Raw genomic sequence first — 14,177 nt, forward strand, 5'->3', positions numbered from 1 at the left:
GGCTCGGCGGGCACAGCGGGCTCGGCGGGCACAGCGGGTCGCGCCCGGGATCAGTTCTGCCGGGAGGCGGCCGCGCGGGCGGCGTCGTCCACGGCGTCCTCCTCGGCGTTCTGCACGGCGATCCGCTCGGCGGTACGGTTGCGCATCCCGGCGACCTTGGAGTTGATCTGGGAGGACATCTCGTCGCGCTGCCTGCTCAGCAGCACGTAGCTGAGCGGCGCGGAGGCGATCGCGGCCAGCAGGACCAGGAAGATCACCCCGGCCTCACCGCTCACCGGGATGATCCCGAAGTGCCCGAGCAGCAGGGCCACCAGCAGGCAGCCGAGGAAGATGCTGGCCCGCATGGAGGTGTAGCGGAGCGTGGCGTGCGACTTCTGCGGGCCGTTGCTGCTCACTGGGACACATCCTTCTGGTCGAGCCGGGGCGGGTCTTCCAGTCAAGCATGCCTGACACCCGGCGCGGGCCAGGGGGCTCCGGTCACCTCCCCGGGGCGGATCAGCGCAGGTCGAGCCACATGGTGATGTCGTCCCGGTCGTCCCCGGGGGCGACCCGGATCGCGGCCGGCACCCGGCCGACCTCCCGGTAGCCGCAGCGCTCGTAGAAGCCCTCCAGGCCCAGGCCGCCGCGCGCGGTGAGCCGCAGCGACTCCAGGCCCCAGCCGCGGGCCACCCGCTCGGCCTCGGCGAGCAGTTCGGCGCCGTAGCCGAGGCCCTGGACGTCGGGGTGCACCATGACCCGCTTGAGCAGCCGCCAGTGCTCCATCGGCTCGAAGCGCATCGACGCGAAGAACAGCACCCCGACCAGTCGGCCGGTCGCGCGCTCGTGCGCGACCAGCAGCCGGTCGGGGCCGTCCGGGGCGAGCCCGGCGAACTGCGCGTCGGCGGTGTCCCAGACCTCGTCCTCGGTGACCGGGGCCACGAAGCCGACCGCGCCGCCGGCGTTGGTCACGTCCGTCCACAGCCGCACCACGGCGGTGCGCAGGTCGGGGTCGGGCTTCGGGTCGAGGGTGAAGTCGAGCCGGGAGGTGAGCGCCATGAAGCGGAGCCTAGCCCTCCGCCAGGACGCCCCCTGACAGGAATCAGCCTCCGGAACCTCAGGAGTCTCCGGACCCTCAGGAGCCTCCGGACCCTCGGGAGCCTCCGGACCCTCAGGACAGGGCGGGCACCGCCCGGTCCGTCGGCCGTCCGGTGCGCAGCGCCAGGCAGAGCCCGACCGCGACCGCGCACAGCGCGCCGGCGCCGTACCAGGTGAGGTCGTAGTTCCCGAGCGCGTCGCGGGCCAGACCGGCCAGCCCGGCGACGACGGCGGCGCCGATCTGGTGGGCGGCGAGCACCCAGCCGAAGACGATCGGGGCGTCGTCGCCGAAGTGCCGGCGGCACAGGGCGACGGTCGGCGGCACAGTGGCCACCCAGTCCAGGCCGTAGAAGACCACGAAGGCGAGGATCGGCGGCTGCAGCGAGCCGGCCAGCAGCTGGGGCAGCAGGAGCAGGGAGAGGCCGCGCAGCCCGTAGTAGACGGTGAGCAGCAGCCGGGAGTCGACCCGGTCGGTGAGCCAGCCGCTGAATACGGTGCCGACCACGTCGAACAGACCGATCAGGGCGAGCAGGCTCGCGGCGGTGGTGACGGGCATGCCGTGGTCGTGCGCGGCCGGGATGAAGTGGGTGCCGACCAGGCCTGCGGTGGTGGCGCCGCAGATCGCGAAGGAGCTCGCCAGCAGCCAGAACGGCCGGGTGCGGGCGGCGTCGCGCAGCACCCGCAGGGTGCGGGCCAGGGCGCGGCCGTCCCGGGCCGGCTCGGGCGGGGCCTCGGTGGCGCCGTACGGGAGCAGGCCGAGGTCGGCGGGGCGTTCGCGCATCAGCAGCAGGACGGGCACGGCGACGGCGCTGGCGGCGAGCGAGACCACGACCACGGCCGAGCGCCAGCCGTGCTGTTCGACCAGCCAGGCGCCGACCGGCAGGAAGACCAGGTTCCCGGCGGCGCCGGCGGCGGTGAGCACCCCGGTGACCAGGCCCTGGCGGGCCTGGAACCAACGGCCGGTGATGGTGGTGGCGAAGGCGCCGGCCATCGAGCCGCTGCCGAGGCCGACCAGCACGCCCCAGCAGAGGATGAGCTGCCAGGGCTGGCGCATCAACAGGGTGAGGCCGGCGCCGACCGAGATGGTGAGCAGCGCGCAGACCACCACCAGGCGCACGCCGAAGCGGTCCATCAGGGCGGCGGCGAAGGGGGCGGTGAGGCCGTAGAGGGTGAGGTTGACGGAGGTGGCGCCGGAGATCGTCCCGAGCGACCAGCCGAACTCGTTGTGCAGGGCGTCCATCATCAGGCTGGGCGTGGAGCGGAAGCCGGCCGAGCCGAGCAGGACGACCAGGGCGACGGCGGCCACCACCCAGGCGTAGTGCACCCGGGGGCGCCGGCCGGGGCCGGGTATCGAGGCGGTGGGGGGCGTGGAGGCGGCGAGGGCACTGCGTTCGGTCACGTGGACGAGTCTCCCGAGCGGGAGCCGCCCGGGCGAGTGGCCGGAATGACAGCTTTCGCAAGGATCGGGCCACGCCCGGCGCGTACCCTGGCCCGGACCCGCCCGCTGGGGGACGGCCCGGAGAGGAACGGCATGGCGCACCTGGTCGCGGTACTCGCCCTGGAGGGCGTGATCGCCTTCGAACTCGGCATCCCCGCACGGATCTTCGGCAACGCCAGGGACGACGTCGGCCGCCCGCTCTACCGGGTGGCCACCTGCACCCTGGACGGCGGGCCGGTCGCCACCAGCGCCGACTTCCGGATCGCCGTCGACCACGGGCCCGAACTGCTGGAGCGGGCCGACACGGTGGTGGTCCCGGCCTCCCACGACGCCACCCCGGACGGCGTGGACGCCGCCTTCACCCCCGAACTGGCCGCCGCGCTGCGGCGGATCCGGCCCGGCGCCCGGCTGATGTCGATCTGCACCGGCTCCTTCCTGCTGGCCTCGGCCGGACTGCTGGACGGCCGCCCGGCCACCACCCACTGGCGCTACACCGAGCGCTTCGCCCGGGCGTTCCCCAAGGTCCTGCTGGACCCGGACGTGCTCTACACCGACGACGGCGACGTCCTCACCTCCGGCGGGGTGGCCGCCGGGGTGGACCTGTGCCTGCACGTGGTGCGCCGCGACCACGGCAGCGCGGTGGCCAACGCGGTGGCCCGCAACTGCCTGGTGCCGCCGTGGCGCGACGGTGGCCAGAAGCAGTACGTGGAGGCGCCGAGCCCGGTGGACGCCGGCGGCTCCGGCACCGCCGCCGTACGGGCCTGGGCGCTGGAGCACCTGGACGGGCCGCTGCCGCTGCGCCGGCTCGCCGACCGGGCGGGGATGAGCGTGCGGACGTTCACCCGGCGCTTCCGCGAGGAGACCGGCGCCAGCCCCGGCCGGTGGATCACCACCCAGCGCACCGAGCGGGCCCGGCAGTTGCTGGAGCGCACCGACCTGAGCATCGACCAGGTCGCCCGGGAGTCCGGTTTCGGCACCGCCGCCTCGCTGCGGCTGCAGCTGCGCGACCGGCTGGACGTGGCGCCGTCCACCTACCGGCGCACCTTCCGGGCCACCCCGGCCCCGGCCGGACCGCCCGGCCCGGGCCCGCGTCCGGGGCGAGGCTGAGCGAAGTCCGCGCCCGCGTCCGGGGCGAGGCAGCGTGCGGTCCGGGACCGGGCCGCCGCCGGCCGGAATCCGCCCCACCGGGGCGGCGCACCGGACGGCGGCCGGCCGCGTGCGCACGGAGCGCAACGTGGCGGGTCGCCGTCCGGTCGCGGCGCACGGGCCCTGAACCCGCGCCACGGCCTCCGCACTCGCCGAGGAGTGGGCCGCGCCCGGCAGTCCACGTTCCCCCCTGCTGACGCGATCCCCCTGGACAGCAGCACCGTGGCGGCGGACGGACGTCCCCTCGGCGTCCCCTCGCAACGGGAGCCGCACCCAAGCGTGATCAGTCGGATACGTCACGTCAATGGGTAGTCCGAAATTCGGAATGGTTGCGTCAGCTTTCGGCCGGTGATCGTCACCGCGCCCGGCGCCGCCCGCCGGGCCGCCCGCAGGCCGTGCCGGAAACTGCTATTGCGCCAAAGCCGCCCAGTCCACGCCGGCCAGCGGATCGGCGGGGCGCGCCTCGGCGCCGATCTCGCACCAGACCCGCTTGCCGGAGCCGTCCGGGTACCAGCCCCAGCGCTCGCAGAGCAGCTCGACCAGCTCCAGGCCGCGGCCGTTGGTGGCGTCCTCGTCCGGGCCGGCGTGCCGGGGGGCGGGGGCGACCTGGCTGGCGTCGGCCACCTCGACCCGCAGCGGGCCGGGCGGACCGGCCGGCGCCGGGCCCTCGACCACCGGCAGACAGAGTCTCAGCACGGCCGGACAACCGGTGTGCACCACGGCGTTGGTGACCAGCTCCGAGACCACCAGCACCACCGTCTCGGCCATCGGCGCGTCCGGGTCCACCCCGTGGTTCAGCAGCCGCGAGCGCACCCACCGGCGGGCCCGGCCGACCTCGGCGGGGTCCGCCTGCACCGCAAGCTGTACCTGAAGAACCTGCACCGCTCCACCACCCGCACTCGCAGTTCGGCCAACGTCCCGGTCGGGCCGGATCAGCCGGCCGGCGGGGCCCTCGCACTTCGCCCGGTGCCACCCGGGCTCACCGAGCGCTCGCCGACCCGTCCGCCCGCGTCACTCGCCCGCGTCAACTCGTCGGTCGCGCACCGGCCACGACACGAATACGCCTCAGGATGGGTGGGCGGACGGACCGCAGCAAGCGCTTCGGGCATATTCCGGCGATCGGGGTACAGGGCAGTGCATACTGTCCCGTTCACTCTCGCGAACCTCGCACCGGCACTCGTCCGGCCCGGGCCGACGCCGGTCCCGCGGGGCGTGTCGGACACGCCTTGGGCGGGAACCTACCGCCGGACACCCCCGTCACCCGGCCCGCCACTCGCGAACCACCCGTGCGACATTTGTCCAGCGGTTCTCGAACAGCGCCGTCGGCGGACCGTCCCACCCTATGACGAGCCCGCCCGGTGTCGATCCGCCGCCCGTCGGGCCCTGCCGGGCGAACCCCAACCACGAGGCGGGGTTCCGTTCTTGGCGGATTCCCCTCCACCGCCGACCGGCCAGGGGATACCGTTGGGTAACGCCAGCGAACCGGGCAGGAGGGTTGGTTCCCGATGGCCACCCCGGACCGGATCCCGCGCTGGGACGAGCAGCTGCAGCGACGCCTCGCCCGCGGCGAGGAGACCGCGCTCGGCGAACTCTACGACCGGCTCGCCCCGATGGTGCACGGCCTGGCCGGCCGGATACTCGCCGACCAGGCGGCCGCCGCCCAGCTCACCCGGGAGGTCTTCGCCCACGTCTGGGAACACCCCGAGGACTTCGACCCCGCCCAGGGCTCGCTGCGCTCCTGGCTCGGCGCGCTCACCCACCGCCGCGCGGTCGACCGGCTGCGGACCCGGCGCGGCGCCGGACCGGGCCCGGGGCGCGGCACCGGCGCGGCCGAGGAGGAGATCCGCGCCGTGGCCACCGCCGCGCGGATGCAGTACGTGGTCGACTCCCTGCCCCAACCCCTGCGTGAGACCATCGCGGTGACGTACTACGACGGCCGCACCTACCAGGAGACGGCCCGGCTGCTCGGCATCAGCGAACAGGCCGCCAGGCAGCGGATGCGGCTCGGACTGGAGCTGCTGGCCACCGAACTGGCCGACGAGCGCGCCCGCCAGGAGCACACGGACGGGGACGGGGGCAGGTGAGCGTGAGCGAGCGGATCGTCGAGAGGTGCGCGGGCGGATGAACGAGGAGCGGCACGACGCCCTGCGCTCGCTGCTCGGCGCGTGGTCCCTCGGCGCCTGCCCGCCGCGCGAGGCCGCCGAGTTGGAGCAGCACCTGCGCGACTGCCCGGAGTGCGCCGAGGAGGCCGCCCGGCTGCGCGAGGCCGCGGGCTGGCTCTCCCTGGACGAGCCGCTGGACCAGCCGGGTTCGCTGCGCCAGCAGGTGCTGGACTGGTGCCTGGCCCGCCGCCCGGCCGAACTGCCCGTCCCCGCCTGGGGGATGCCGTACACCGCGGAGACCGCCAAGCTCGACGCGCTGCTGCGCGACCTCGGCCCGGAGGAGTGGCAGGAGGTGGCCGAACTGCCGTGGTACGGCGGCACCGAGCGGCTGCACCCGGCCGAGGTGCTGGGCCGGCTGACGGCGGCGGACGGCTTCCTGGCGCTCGCCCTCGGCCTGCCCGACCCGGTGCCGGCCGCCGTCGTGACCGGGCCGGCGCCGGTCGTGGAGCGGCGGGTGCCGCCGCAGGAGGCGTCCGTCCCGGCGCCGCGGGTGCCGCCGCAGGGCGGACCGCACGCGGCGGTCGGCGCGCGCACCGCCCGGCTGCTCGCCGACCAGGCCGGTCTGCCGCCGCAGTCGGTGCGGGCGCGGTGGCGCCAGCAGAGCCACGACCTGGTGCGCAGTGCCGCGCTGGCCCCGCAGGGCAGCACCCCGGTCGACCTCGGCTTCGCGGTGCTGCCGCTGCGCGACGCCTTCGTGGACCGCGCCCTGGAGTGCTTCGTGCACGGCGAGGACGTGGCCCGCGCGGTCGCCTACCCGTACGCCCCGCCGGCTCCGCAGCACCTGCGGCAGATGGTGGAGTTGGTGGTGCGGCTGCTGCCGGGGGCGCTGGCCGGGCTGCGCGCGGCGCACCCTGAGCCCGCCGGGGCGCCGGACGCGCCGGCCGCTGTCCCGGGCGGCCGGCGGCTGCGGCTGGTGGTGGACGGTCCGGCGGCCGGCGAGTGGCTGGTGCCGCTGGACGGGGAGCGGCCGGGGGCGCCCGGCGGACCGGACGGCTCGGGCCCGGTGGCCTCGATGGTGCTGGACGGCCTGGAGCTGTGCCAGTTGGCGGCCGCGCACCGCGACCCGGACCGGCTGCCGGTGGGCGAGCACGGTGACCGGGCCGCGGTGCGCGAGGTGTTGCACGCGCTGCCGCTGCTGTCGCGGCGCTGACCCCGGTCAGGCCCGGTCCGGCCGATCCCGCCGGACCGGGCCCGGCCGGACAGGGCCCTCGGCCGGACAGGGACCAGGGCTGAACAGGGCCTAGGCGAAGACGACCGTCCGGGCGCCGTCGAGCAGCACCCGGTGCTCGCTGTGCCACTTGACCGCGCGGGCCAGCGCCTGGCACTCGACGTCCCGGCCGAGCGCGACCAGCTGGTCCGGGCTGACGTCGTGGGTGACCCGGGCCACCTCCTGCTCGATGATCGGACCCTCGTCGAGGTCGGCGGTGACGTAGTGCGCGGTGGCGCCGATCAGCTTCACGCCGCGGGCGTGCGCCTGGTGGTAGGGCTTGGCGCCCTTGAAGCTCGGCAGGAAGGAGTGGTGGATGTTGATCACGCGGCCGGACAGTTCGGTGCACAGCCGGTCGGAGAGCACCTGCATGTAGCGGGCCAGCACGACCAGTTCGACGTTCTCCTTCTCGACCAGGTCGAGCAGCTGCCGTTCGGCGTCGGCCTTGGTGTCCCTGGTGACCGGGATGTGGTGGAAGGGGACGCCGTAGCTCTCGGTGAGGTCCCGCAGGTCGGTGTGGTTGGAGACCACCGCGGCGATCTCCACCGGCAGGGCGCCGATCCGGACGCGGTAGAGCAGGTCGTTCAGGCAGTGCCCGAACTTGCTGACCATGAGGACGATCCGCATCCGCTGCTCGGTCGGGTGGATCTGCCAGTCCATCGCGAAGGAGGCGCCGATCGCGGCGAAGCTGGCCCGCAGCTTGTCGACGGTGACCGGCTCGGGAGCGGAGAAGTGCACCCGCATGAAGAACAGTCCGGTGTCCCCGTCGCCGAACTGCTGGCTGTCGATGATGTTGCAGCCGGTCATGAAGAGGTAGCTGGAGACAGCGTGGACGATGCCCTGCTTGTCGGGGCAGGACAGCGTGAGGACGTACTGGGCGCTGGCCGGCTGCTGTTCCACTGGGGGTATCCCGTCCTGAGGTCGTGCGCGCGCGGGCACCGTCGGGTGCCCGCACGGGTCGAGTGCGTGAATGGTCCAGCGTGTCACATCGTGGACGGTCGCCGCCCCGCTGCCCGTACTGCGGGACGGCGCCGACCGGCGGACTCCTCAGACCTGGGTCAGGATGCGCAGCACGTCCAGGGACTTGGGGGTCGCGTCCGGGTCGTCCCCGTCTCCCGTGGCCAGGGCGACGTGGGCCTCGCGGGCGGCCCGGACGGTCTCCGGCCAGCCGGGGTGGCCGAGGTAGGCGGAGGCCGGGGCGTCGGCGCCGACCTCGTGCAGCATCTGCACCGCGCGCAGCACCGCGACGTCGACCAGGGCGGCCTCGGCGGAGTCGCGGAAGATGGTGCCCACGTACTTCTCGGCGGACCAGCGGTCCAGCCAGGTGTCCTCGACGAGCCGGTAGACGGCGTCGGTCACGTCCCCGTAGCCCTCCCGGCCGGTCAGCCAGGCCTCGTGCTGGAAACCGGGGTCGGAGAGCATGTGCAGGGCCGAGCGCAGTCGGGCTCGCCAGCGCCACCAGGGCAGGTCGTTGAGCGGCATGCCGCCCATCGTGCTGGAGCGGTGGCCCGGACGAGAAGGGTTTCGGGCGGACCGGTGCGAAGAATCTGTGCTGGCGGACATGGTGAACGATCGTACGTTCCCCGTCTGTTCGTGCTCCACTCGCGATCTACACGCGTACCGACCCGGATTTCGGCGGCCGTTTGCCGACCGTTCGCATTTCGGCCCTCTCGGCTTGTGGCTCCCGGGCTTGGCTTGTCCCCCGGTGCGCCGGATGGCGCCCCAGAGAGGGAAGACCGATGACCAGCCGAAGGGACTTCTCCCGGGCCCGTCCCACGATCAGCAGGCGCCGCCCGCGGCGTCCGATCGCCGCCGCGGTCACCGCCGCGGTGCTGTTCCCCACCCTCTTCTCGGCCTCCGCGTGCGGCGGACCGGCCGATGCCTCCACCAGTGCCGACGACCTGACCGTGATGACCTGGGCCCCGTCCGGCACCGGCTCCGCGGACCGCCCCGGCATGACCGCGCTCGCCGAGTCGATCGGCCGGGACGTCAACGTCAAGGGCGGGCTGAGCGGTCGCCGGCTGCACGTGATCACGTGCAACGAGCACAACACCGCCGACGGCGCCAAGACCTGCGCCCAGCAGGCGGTGGACGCCAAGGCGGTCGCCGTGCTCGGCTCCTACAGCCAGTGGGGCGACGCCTTCATGCCGGTGCTGGAGCGCGCCGGCATCCCGCTGATCGGCGGGTACGGGCTGTCCCAGCCGGAGTTCTCCAGCCCGCTGTCCTACCCGGTGGACGGCGGCATGCCCGCGCTGATCGCCGGCAGCGGCCGCCAGCTGGTCGACGCCGGATGCAAGGCCGTCTCGCTGATCCGCCCGGACACCCCGGCCGGCGACAACCTGCTCGGCTACCTGGGCAACGCGCTCAAGCCGGCCGGGATCAGGCTGCTGGACGTCAAGGCGCCCGAGCAGTCGTCCGACTACAGCCAGGTGGTCCGCAAGGCGATCGGCAAGGACGAGCCGGGCAACTGCATCACCAGCGCCCTGGCCGCCGAGCCGACGAGCAACCTGCTGGACGCCTACCGGCGGCAGAACGTGCGGAACACCCGGGTCGCCTCGGTGATCGGCAGCGTCCAGCAGTCGGTGGTGGACTCCACCGGCGGCGACTCCGGCCCGCTGGCCGGCGCGTTCGTCACCAGCTGGTACCCGCCGGAGTCGGCCAAGACCTGGGACGGCCTGCGCGCGGTGGTGCGCTCCCAGGCCACCGACGGGCACAGCATCGACGTCTCCGACCCGGGCGTGGAGACCACCTGGGTCGCCTACGAGGTGTTCCGGGTGGTGACGGAGAAGCTGTCGGCGGCCGGCCAGCAGGTCTCCGCGAAGACCATCGCCGCCCTGCTGGACAGCGGCGAGGGCATCGACGTCGGCCTCACCCCGCCGCTGAACTGGGGCACCACCAACATGCTGCCCAGTACCGAGTCCCCGCGGCTGGTGAACACCTGGGTCACCTACCAGGTGGTCAAGGGCGGCCGGATGACCCTGCAGCAGCCGGGCTTCGTGGACGTCCGCTGGGTGCTCACCGGGGCCCGCTCCCCGAGCTGACCCGGCCACGGGCACGGCACGGGCACGGGCACGGGGTACGGCACGGGCACGGGGTACGGCACGGGGTACGGGTACGCCACGGGTACGGCACAGCACGGGACAGCACGAAGGGCGGGCCCGGTGCGGGCCCGCCCGTCCGTAGCGCTACAGGTCGCCGTCGCCGCGGCTGGGCAGCCCGGTCTGGGTGGCGATCGCGTTCCACAGGGTCGAGGCCTGCTTCTTGGCGGTGGTCGCCGTGCCGCTGGCCTGCACCGCGTTCTTGTAGTGCTGGTTGCCGGTGTCCGGCTTCTTCGGGTCGCAGGAGGACTGGGCGTCGGTCGCCCAGGCCGCGTACTCGTCGTCGGCCTGGGCCGAGGCCGTCCAGGCGGCGTTGAGCTGCTCGACCAGCTGCTGGCCGCCGGGCAGCTTGTCGGTCTTCAGCTGGCCGAGCTTGGTCTGCAGCTCGCGCCGCTTGCCGGCCGCGGCGGACAGCGCCTGCTGCGAGTCGGGGAGCTTGTCGCACTTCTGCACCGCGGCGACCGCGGAGACCACCGCGCTGCGGCTGTCGCTCGCGGTGCCCAGCAGGTCGGACAGCGGCTGGGCCTGCGCCTTGACCTCCGGGTCGGCCGCCGCGCCGGAGCCGCTCGCGCTCGCCCCGCCGGGGGTGCTGCTGCCGGTGGCGGCGACCGGAGCGGTCTTCTGGTCGGACTTGGTGGTGCTGTCGTCGCCGTTCACCAGCACGGCGACCAGCACGCCGGCCGCCGCGAAGCCGGCCACCACGCCGCCGATGACCAGCTTGTTGGACGGGCGGCCGCCGCGGCCCGAGCGGCCGCCCTGGGTGGCGTCCGGGCCCGGCCCGTAACCGTCCTGCTGCCCGTAGCCGTCCTGCTGCCCGTAGCCGTCCTGGGCGTAGCCGCCCTGCTGGGGGTAGCCCTGCGCCGGGTAGCCCGGCTGCTGCTGCGGCGGCTGCCCGGCCTGCGGATAGCCCTGGTGCCCCTGGTAGCCGGGCCCGGCCTGCGTCGGGACGCCGTAACCGGGCTGGGGCGCGGGGTAGCCGCCCTGCGGGTCGCCGGCCGGGTACGGCGGCAGGTGCTGGGTCTCCGGGGCCTGCTCGGCCTGCGGCGGGACGCCGTAACCGGGCTGCGGCGCGGCGCCCCACGGCGGCTGCTGGGCGGGCAGGGCCTGGGTCGGCAGCGCGTGCGCGCCCTCGCCCAGGTACTCGGGCTGCCCGGACGGCTGGCCCACCGGCGGCACGGCCGTGGGGCCCTGCGGCTGGCCCGGCTGGCCCGGCTGGCCCGGCTGGCCCTGGGGCTGGCCGGGCTCGGGGCGGAACAGGTCGTCCAGGTTGAAGTCACCCGAGTTGGGGTACGAGCGGCGCTGACTCAACGCGATTCCTCACCTGTGCAGGACCGCGCACTGGCGGCGGACCACATCTCGTCGGTTCTTGGGAGCATCACAGTTCCTTGGACGTCGCGCCCACGCTACCGGTTCGCCTCACCGGGTGACCACGTGGGCGGGACGATCCCACACGCTCCCTGCACAGACGATCCTCAGGCCGCCTCCGCGTCCGCTCTGGCGTGGAACTCGCGCACCACCCGCTGTTCCCGGTAGGGCTCCAGGCGGCGCCGGAACTCGTCCAGGTACTCCACGCCCCGGTTGGAGCGCAGCCCGCTCAGCAGCCGCACCGCCTGGGTGCCCGTCTCGCAGGCGCGTTCCAGGTCGCGCTGCTGGAGTTGGGCGGTGGCGAGCAGCACCAGGTCCACCGCGCGGCGGCGGACCCGGGTCGGCGGGTGGAGGTCGAGCGCCCGGCGGGCGTAGTGCTCGGCCGGCCCGGCCTGTTCCAGGTCCCGGTGGCAGTGGGCGAGTTCGTCGGCGAGGTAGGCGTCGTCGAAGTGGACGATCCAGTCCGGGTCGTCCTCCGGGCGGCGCTTCTCCATCATCTCCAGCGCCTTGGCCGACACCGCCTCGCAGGAGCGGGCGTCGCCGAGCAGGGCGTGGCCGCGGGCCTCGGCGGCGTAGAACATCGCCATCGCCGTCGGGGTGGCCACCGTCCGGGCGCCCTCCTGGGCGGCGCGGGCGAGTTGGGCGATCTCCCGCGGGTTGCCGAGGGTGGCCGCCAGGTGGCTCATCGAGGCGGCCAGCACGTAGCCGCCGTAGCCGCGGTCGTCGGCGGCCTGGGCGAGCCGCAGCGCCTGGATGTAGTAGCGCTGGGCGAGCCCGGGCTGCCCGGTGTCCACCGCCATGTAGCCGGCCAGTTCGGTCAACCGGGCTACGGCGGCGAAGAGTTGGCGGCCGGTCTCCTCCCGGTAGGCGCCGCCGAGCAGGCCGGAGACCACCGAGTTGAGGTAGTGCACCACGACCGGGCGCACATGACCGCTGCCGAAGCGGTGGTCCAGGTCGACCAGCATCGCGGTGGTCGCCTTGATCGCGGCCACGTCCGTCGGGCCGACCCGGGGGCCGCCGGCGCGGGCCACCACCGGGTCGGGCGGGGTGATCAGCCAGTCCCGGCTGGGCTCCACCAGCGCGGAGGCGGCGACCGTCGCGCCGGTCAGGAAGTCCCGCCGGCCGACGTCGCTGCGCCACAGCTCGCAGACCTGCTCCAGGGCGGCGCCCAGGGTCGGCGCGAACTGCAGCCCGATGCCGGAGCTGAGGTTCTTGCCGTCGGCCATGCCGATCTCCTCGACCGACACGCTGCGGCCGAGCTTGCGCCCGAGGGCCTCGGCGATCACGGCCGGCGCCTGACCGCGCGGCTGCTGCCCGCGCAGCCAGCGGGCGACGGAGGTCTTGTCGTAGCGCAGGTCCAGTCCGTGCTCCGCGCCGCACAGGTTGACCCTGCGGGCCAGACCGGCGTTGGAGCAGCTGGCCTCCTGGATCAGTTGCTGCAGGCGCTCGTTGGGCTGTCGTGCGACGAGTGGTCTCGCGGCCATTGGGCTTCGCCTCCCCACACCCTCCGGTCCCGGCCGGCGGGCGACGATGTGCTGATCTGTTGCCGACTGTCCGACCGTCCAAGGAATCTGACACCAGGTTAGCGATCAGCAACGCCAGCGGGATACCCACGGTGACGAACCGCACCCCCCGCGCGCCCTGGGGAATGCTTCTGTGCGCCCCCGCTGCGCCTGCCTCCGCCCGCCCCAACTCGCTTGAGTCACCGGTTCGGGTGACATTGCCGGGATGCGGCCGACCGGGGCCCGCCGGGCCGTAACCAGCCTCACACACGGTAGTTGAGCAGCCCGTGGAAGACATCCCCGACGCCCCCGGCCAGGACAAGAACGCCGGCCTGCCCCCGCTGCTGATCGAAGCCGTCGGCTACGCCGAGAACCGCCACTGGGAGGTGGCCCCGGGCGCCTGGCTGATCGATGGCGACGGGCCCGCCCGCTGCTCCTGCGGCGACCAGCGCTGCACCCAGCCGGGCGCCCACCCGCTGGACGCGGACTGGGCCCGCAAGGCGAGCGCCGGGCCGGGCGCGGTGCGGCGCTGGTGGACGGAGCGGCCCAAGGCCTCGATCCTGCTGCCCACCGGCCGGTCCTTCGACGTCCTGGACGTGCCGGAGACGGCCGGGTGCCTGGCGCTGGCCCGGATGGAGCGGATGGACCTCCAGCTCGGCCCGGTCGTGGTGCTGCCCACCTCGCCGGGGAGGGTGGGGCGGCGGCTGCACTTCCTGGTGCTGCCCGGGGTCGCGGCCAAGCTGCCGGAGATGCTCCGCAAGCTCGGCTGGCCGCTCGGGCGGCTGGACCTGGTCGCCCGCGGCGAGGGGGACTGGACGGTCGCCCCGCCGTCCCGGATCGGCTCCACCGGCTACGCCCAGTGGGCCCGCTCCCCCTCCGAGTCCAACCGCTGGCTGCCGGACGCCGCCGAGCTGATCAGCCCGCTCGCGTACGCCTGCGGCCGCGAGGCGCCCGCGCAGCCCGTCCCGGCCGCCCAGCCGGCGGGCGTCTGACCGGACCACGCCCCGCCGCGGGCCGAAGCCTGCCGCCCTGCGCCGATCGGGTGAGGGCGAGCATCGCGCGACACAACGCGCGTGAGTGACGGGCCTTGTCTCCCACCGGGGACGGGGCCCGTCATACGCATGTGCGGATAAGGCTTCGGTCTACCCGCTGGTCACCCGGGAAAGCCGCTCGTACGAGTGACAG

At 74.5% G+C, this 14,177-nt stretch carries 13 protein-coding genes; 5 read left to right on the forward strand and 8 right to left on the reverse strand.

Annotated features, from left to right (window positions below):
- Positions 1-50: 50 nt before the first annotated feature.
- The 3 genes from ACZ3YL_RS13555 to ACZ3YL_RS13565 form a co-directional block, all read right to left on the reverse strand.
- Positions 51-395, reverse strand: coding sequence for a DUF4229 domain-containing protein (locus ACZ3YL_RS13555; RefSeq protein ID WP_317621108.1), 345 nt, complete (start codon positions 393-395; stop codon positions 51-53).
- A gap of 100 nt (positions 396-495) precedes the next feature.
- Positions 496-1,035: a GNAT family N-acetyltransferase gene (locus ACZ3YL_RS13560; protein WP_188305328.1), complete on the reverse strand. Its 540-nt coding sequence runs from the start codon at positions 1,033-1,035 to the stop codon at positions 496-498.
- A gap of 112 nt (positions 1,036-1,147) precedes the next feature.
- A complete protein-coding gene (locus ACZ3YL_RS13565) occupies positions 1,148-2,473 on the reverse strand; it encodes an MFS transporter (protein ID WP_188305329.1) in 1,326 nt (441 codons plus the stop codon).
- Between the two features lie 132 nt (positions 2,474-2,605).
- Between ACZ3YL_RS13565 and ACZ3YL_RS13570 the strand changes: the two genes are divergently transcribed.
- Positions 2,606-3,619 (forward strand): GlxA family transcriptional regulator, encoded by a 1,014-nt coding sequence (locus tag ACZ3YL_RS13570; RefSeq protein WP_188305330.1) that lies wholly within the window; start codon positions 2,606-2,608, stop codon positions 3,617-3,619.
- Positions 3,620-4,066: 447 nt separating this feature from the next.
- Here ACZ3YL_RS13570 and ACZ3YL_RS13575 read toward each other — a convergent pair whose 3' ends face one another.
- A complete protein-coding gene (locus ACZ3YL_RS13575; RefSeq protein WP_188307965.1) occupies positions 4,067-4,540 on the reverse strand; it encodes an ATP-binding protein in 474 nt (157 codons plus the stop codon).
- Positions 4,541-5,163: 623 nt separating this feature from the next.
- Here ACZ3YL_RS13575 and ACZ3YL_RS13580 point away from each other — a divergent pair.
- Entirely contained in the window at positions 5,164-5,742 is a 579-nt protein-coding gene (locus ACZ3YL_RS13580) for a sigma-70 family RNA polymerase sigma factor (protein ID WP_188307966.1), read from the forward strand.
- A gap of 37 nt (positions 5,743-5,779) precedes the next feature.
- Positions 5,780-6,970 carry a zf-HC2 domain-containing protein gene (locus ACZ3YL_RS13585; RefSeq protein WP_465657235.1) on the forward strand — a complete coding sequence of 397 codons (1,191 nt, stop codon included), beginning with the start codon at positions 5,780-5,782 and terminating at the stop codon, positions 6,968-6,970.
- A gap of 90 nt (positions 6,971-7,060) precedes the next feature.
- On the opposite strand, the gene purU is transcribed toward ACZ3YL_RS13585, so the two are convergent.
- Both purU and ACZ3YL_RS13595 read right to left on the reverse strand, forming a co-directional pair.
- On the reverse strand, positions 7,061-7,927 hold the full coding sequence (purU, locus tag ACZ3YL_RS13590; protein ID WP_411292947.1) for a formyltetrahydrofolate deformylase: 867 nt from the start codon (positions 7,925-7,927) through the stop codon (positions 7,061-7,063).
- A gap of 147 nt (positions 7,928-8,074) precedes the next feature.
- On the reverse strand, positions 8,075-8,509 hold the full coding sequence (locus tag ACZ3YL_RS13595; protein WP_465657237.1) for an SCO4402 family protein: 435 nt from the start codon (positions 8,507-8,509) through the stop codon (positions 8,075-8,077).
- 257 nt (positions 8,510-8,766) lie between these two features.
- On the opposite strand from ACZ3YL_RS13595, the gene ACZ3YL_RS13600 reads away from it, so the two are divergent.
- Complete coding sequence (locus tag ACZ3YL_RS13600) at positions 8,767-10,068, forward strand: ABC transporter substrate-binding protein (protein ID WP_188304646.1); 1,302 nt, start codon at positions 8,767-8,769, stop codon at positions 10,066-10,068.
- A gap of 144 nt (positions 10,069-10,212) precedes the next feature.
- Here the strand turns inward: ACZ3YL_RS13600 and ACZ3YL_RS13605 are convergent, their stop codons facing one another.
- The gene (locus ACZ3YL_RS13605) at positions 10,213-11,433 is read right to left on the reverse strand and encodes a hypothetical protein (RefSeq protein ID WP_465657239.1); all 1,221 of its coding nucleotides are present in this window, start codon (positions 11,431-11,433) and stop codon (positions 10,213-10,215) included.
- 164 nt (positions 11,434-11,597) lie between these two features.
- Positions 11,598-12,974 (reverse strand): transcriptional regulator, encoded by a 1,377-nt coding sequence (locus ACZ3YL_RS13610; protein ID WP_188304648.1) that lies wholly within the window; start codon positions 12,972-12,974, stop codon positions 11,598-11,600.
- Between the two features lie 305 nt (positions 12,975-13,279).
- Here ACZ3YL_RS13610 and ACZ3YL_RS13615 point away from each other — a divergent pair, with 305 nt between their 5' ends.
- Complete coding sequence (locus ACZ3YL_RS13615) at positions 13,280-13,984, forward strand: bifunctional DNA primase/polymerase (RefSeq protein ID WP_188304649.1); 705 nt, start codon at positions 13,280-13,282, stop codon at positions 13,982-13,984.
- The last annotated feature ends 193 nt before the right edge of the window (positions 13,985-14,177 follow it).

This window comes from Kitasatospora sp. NPDC023176 (genome assembly GCF_055560495.1).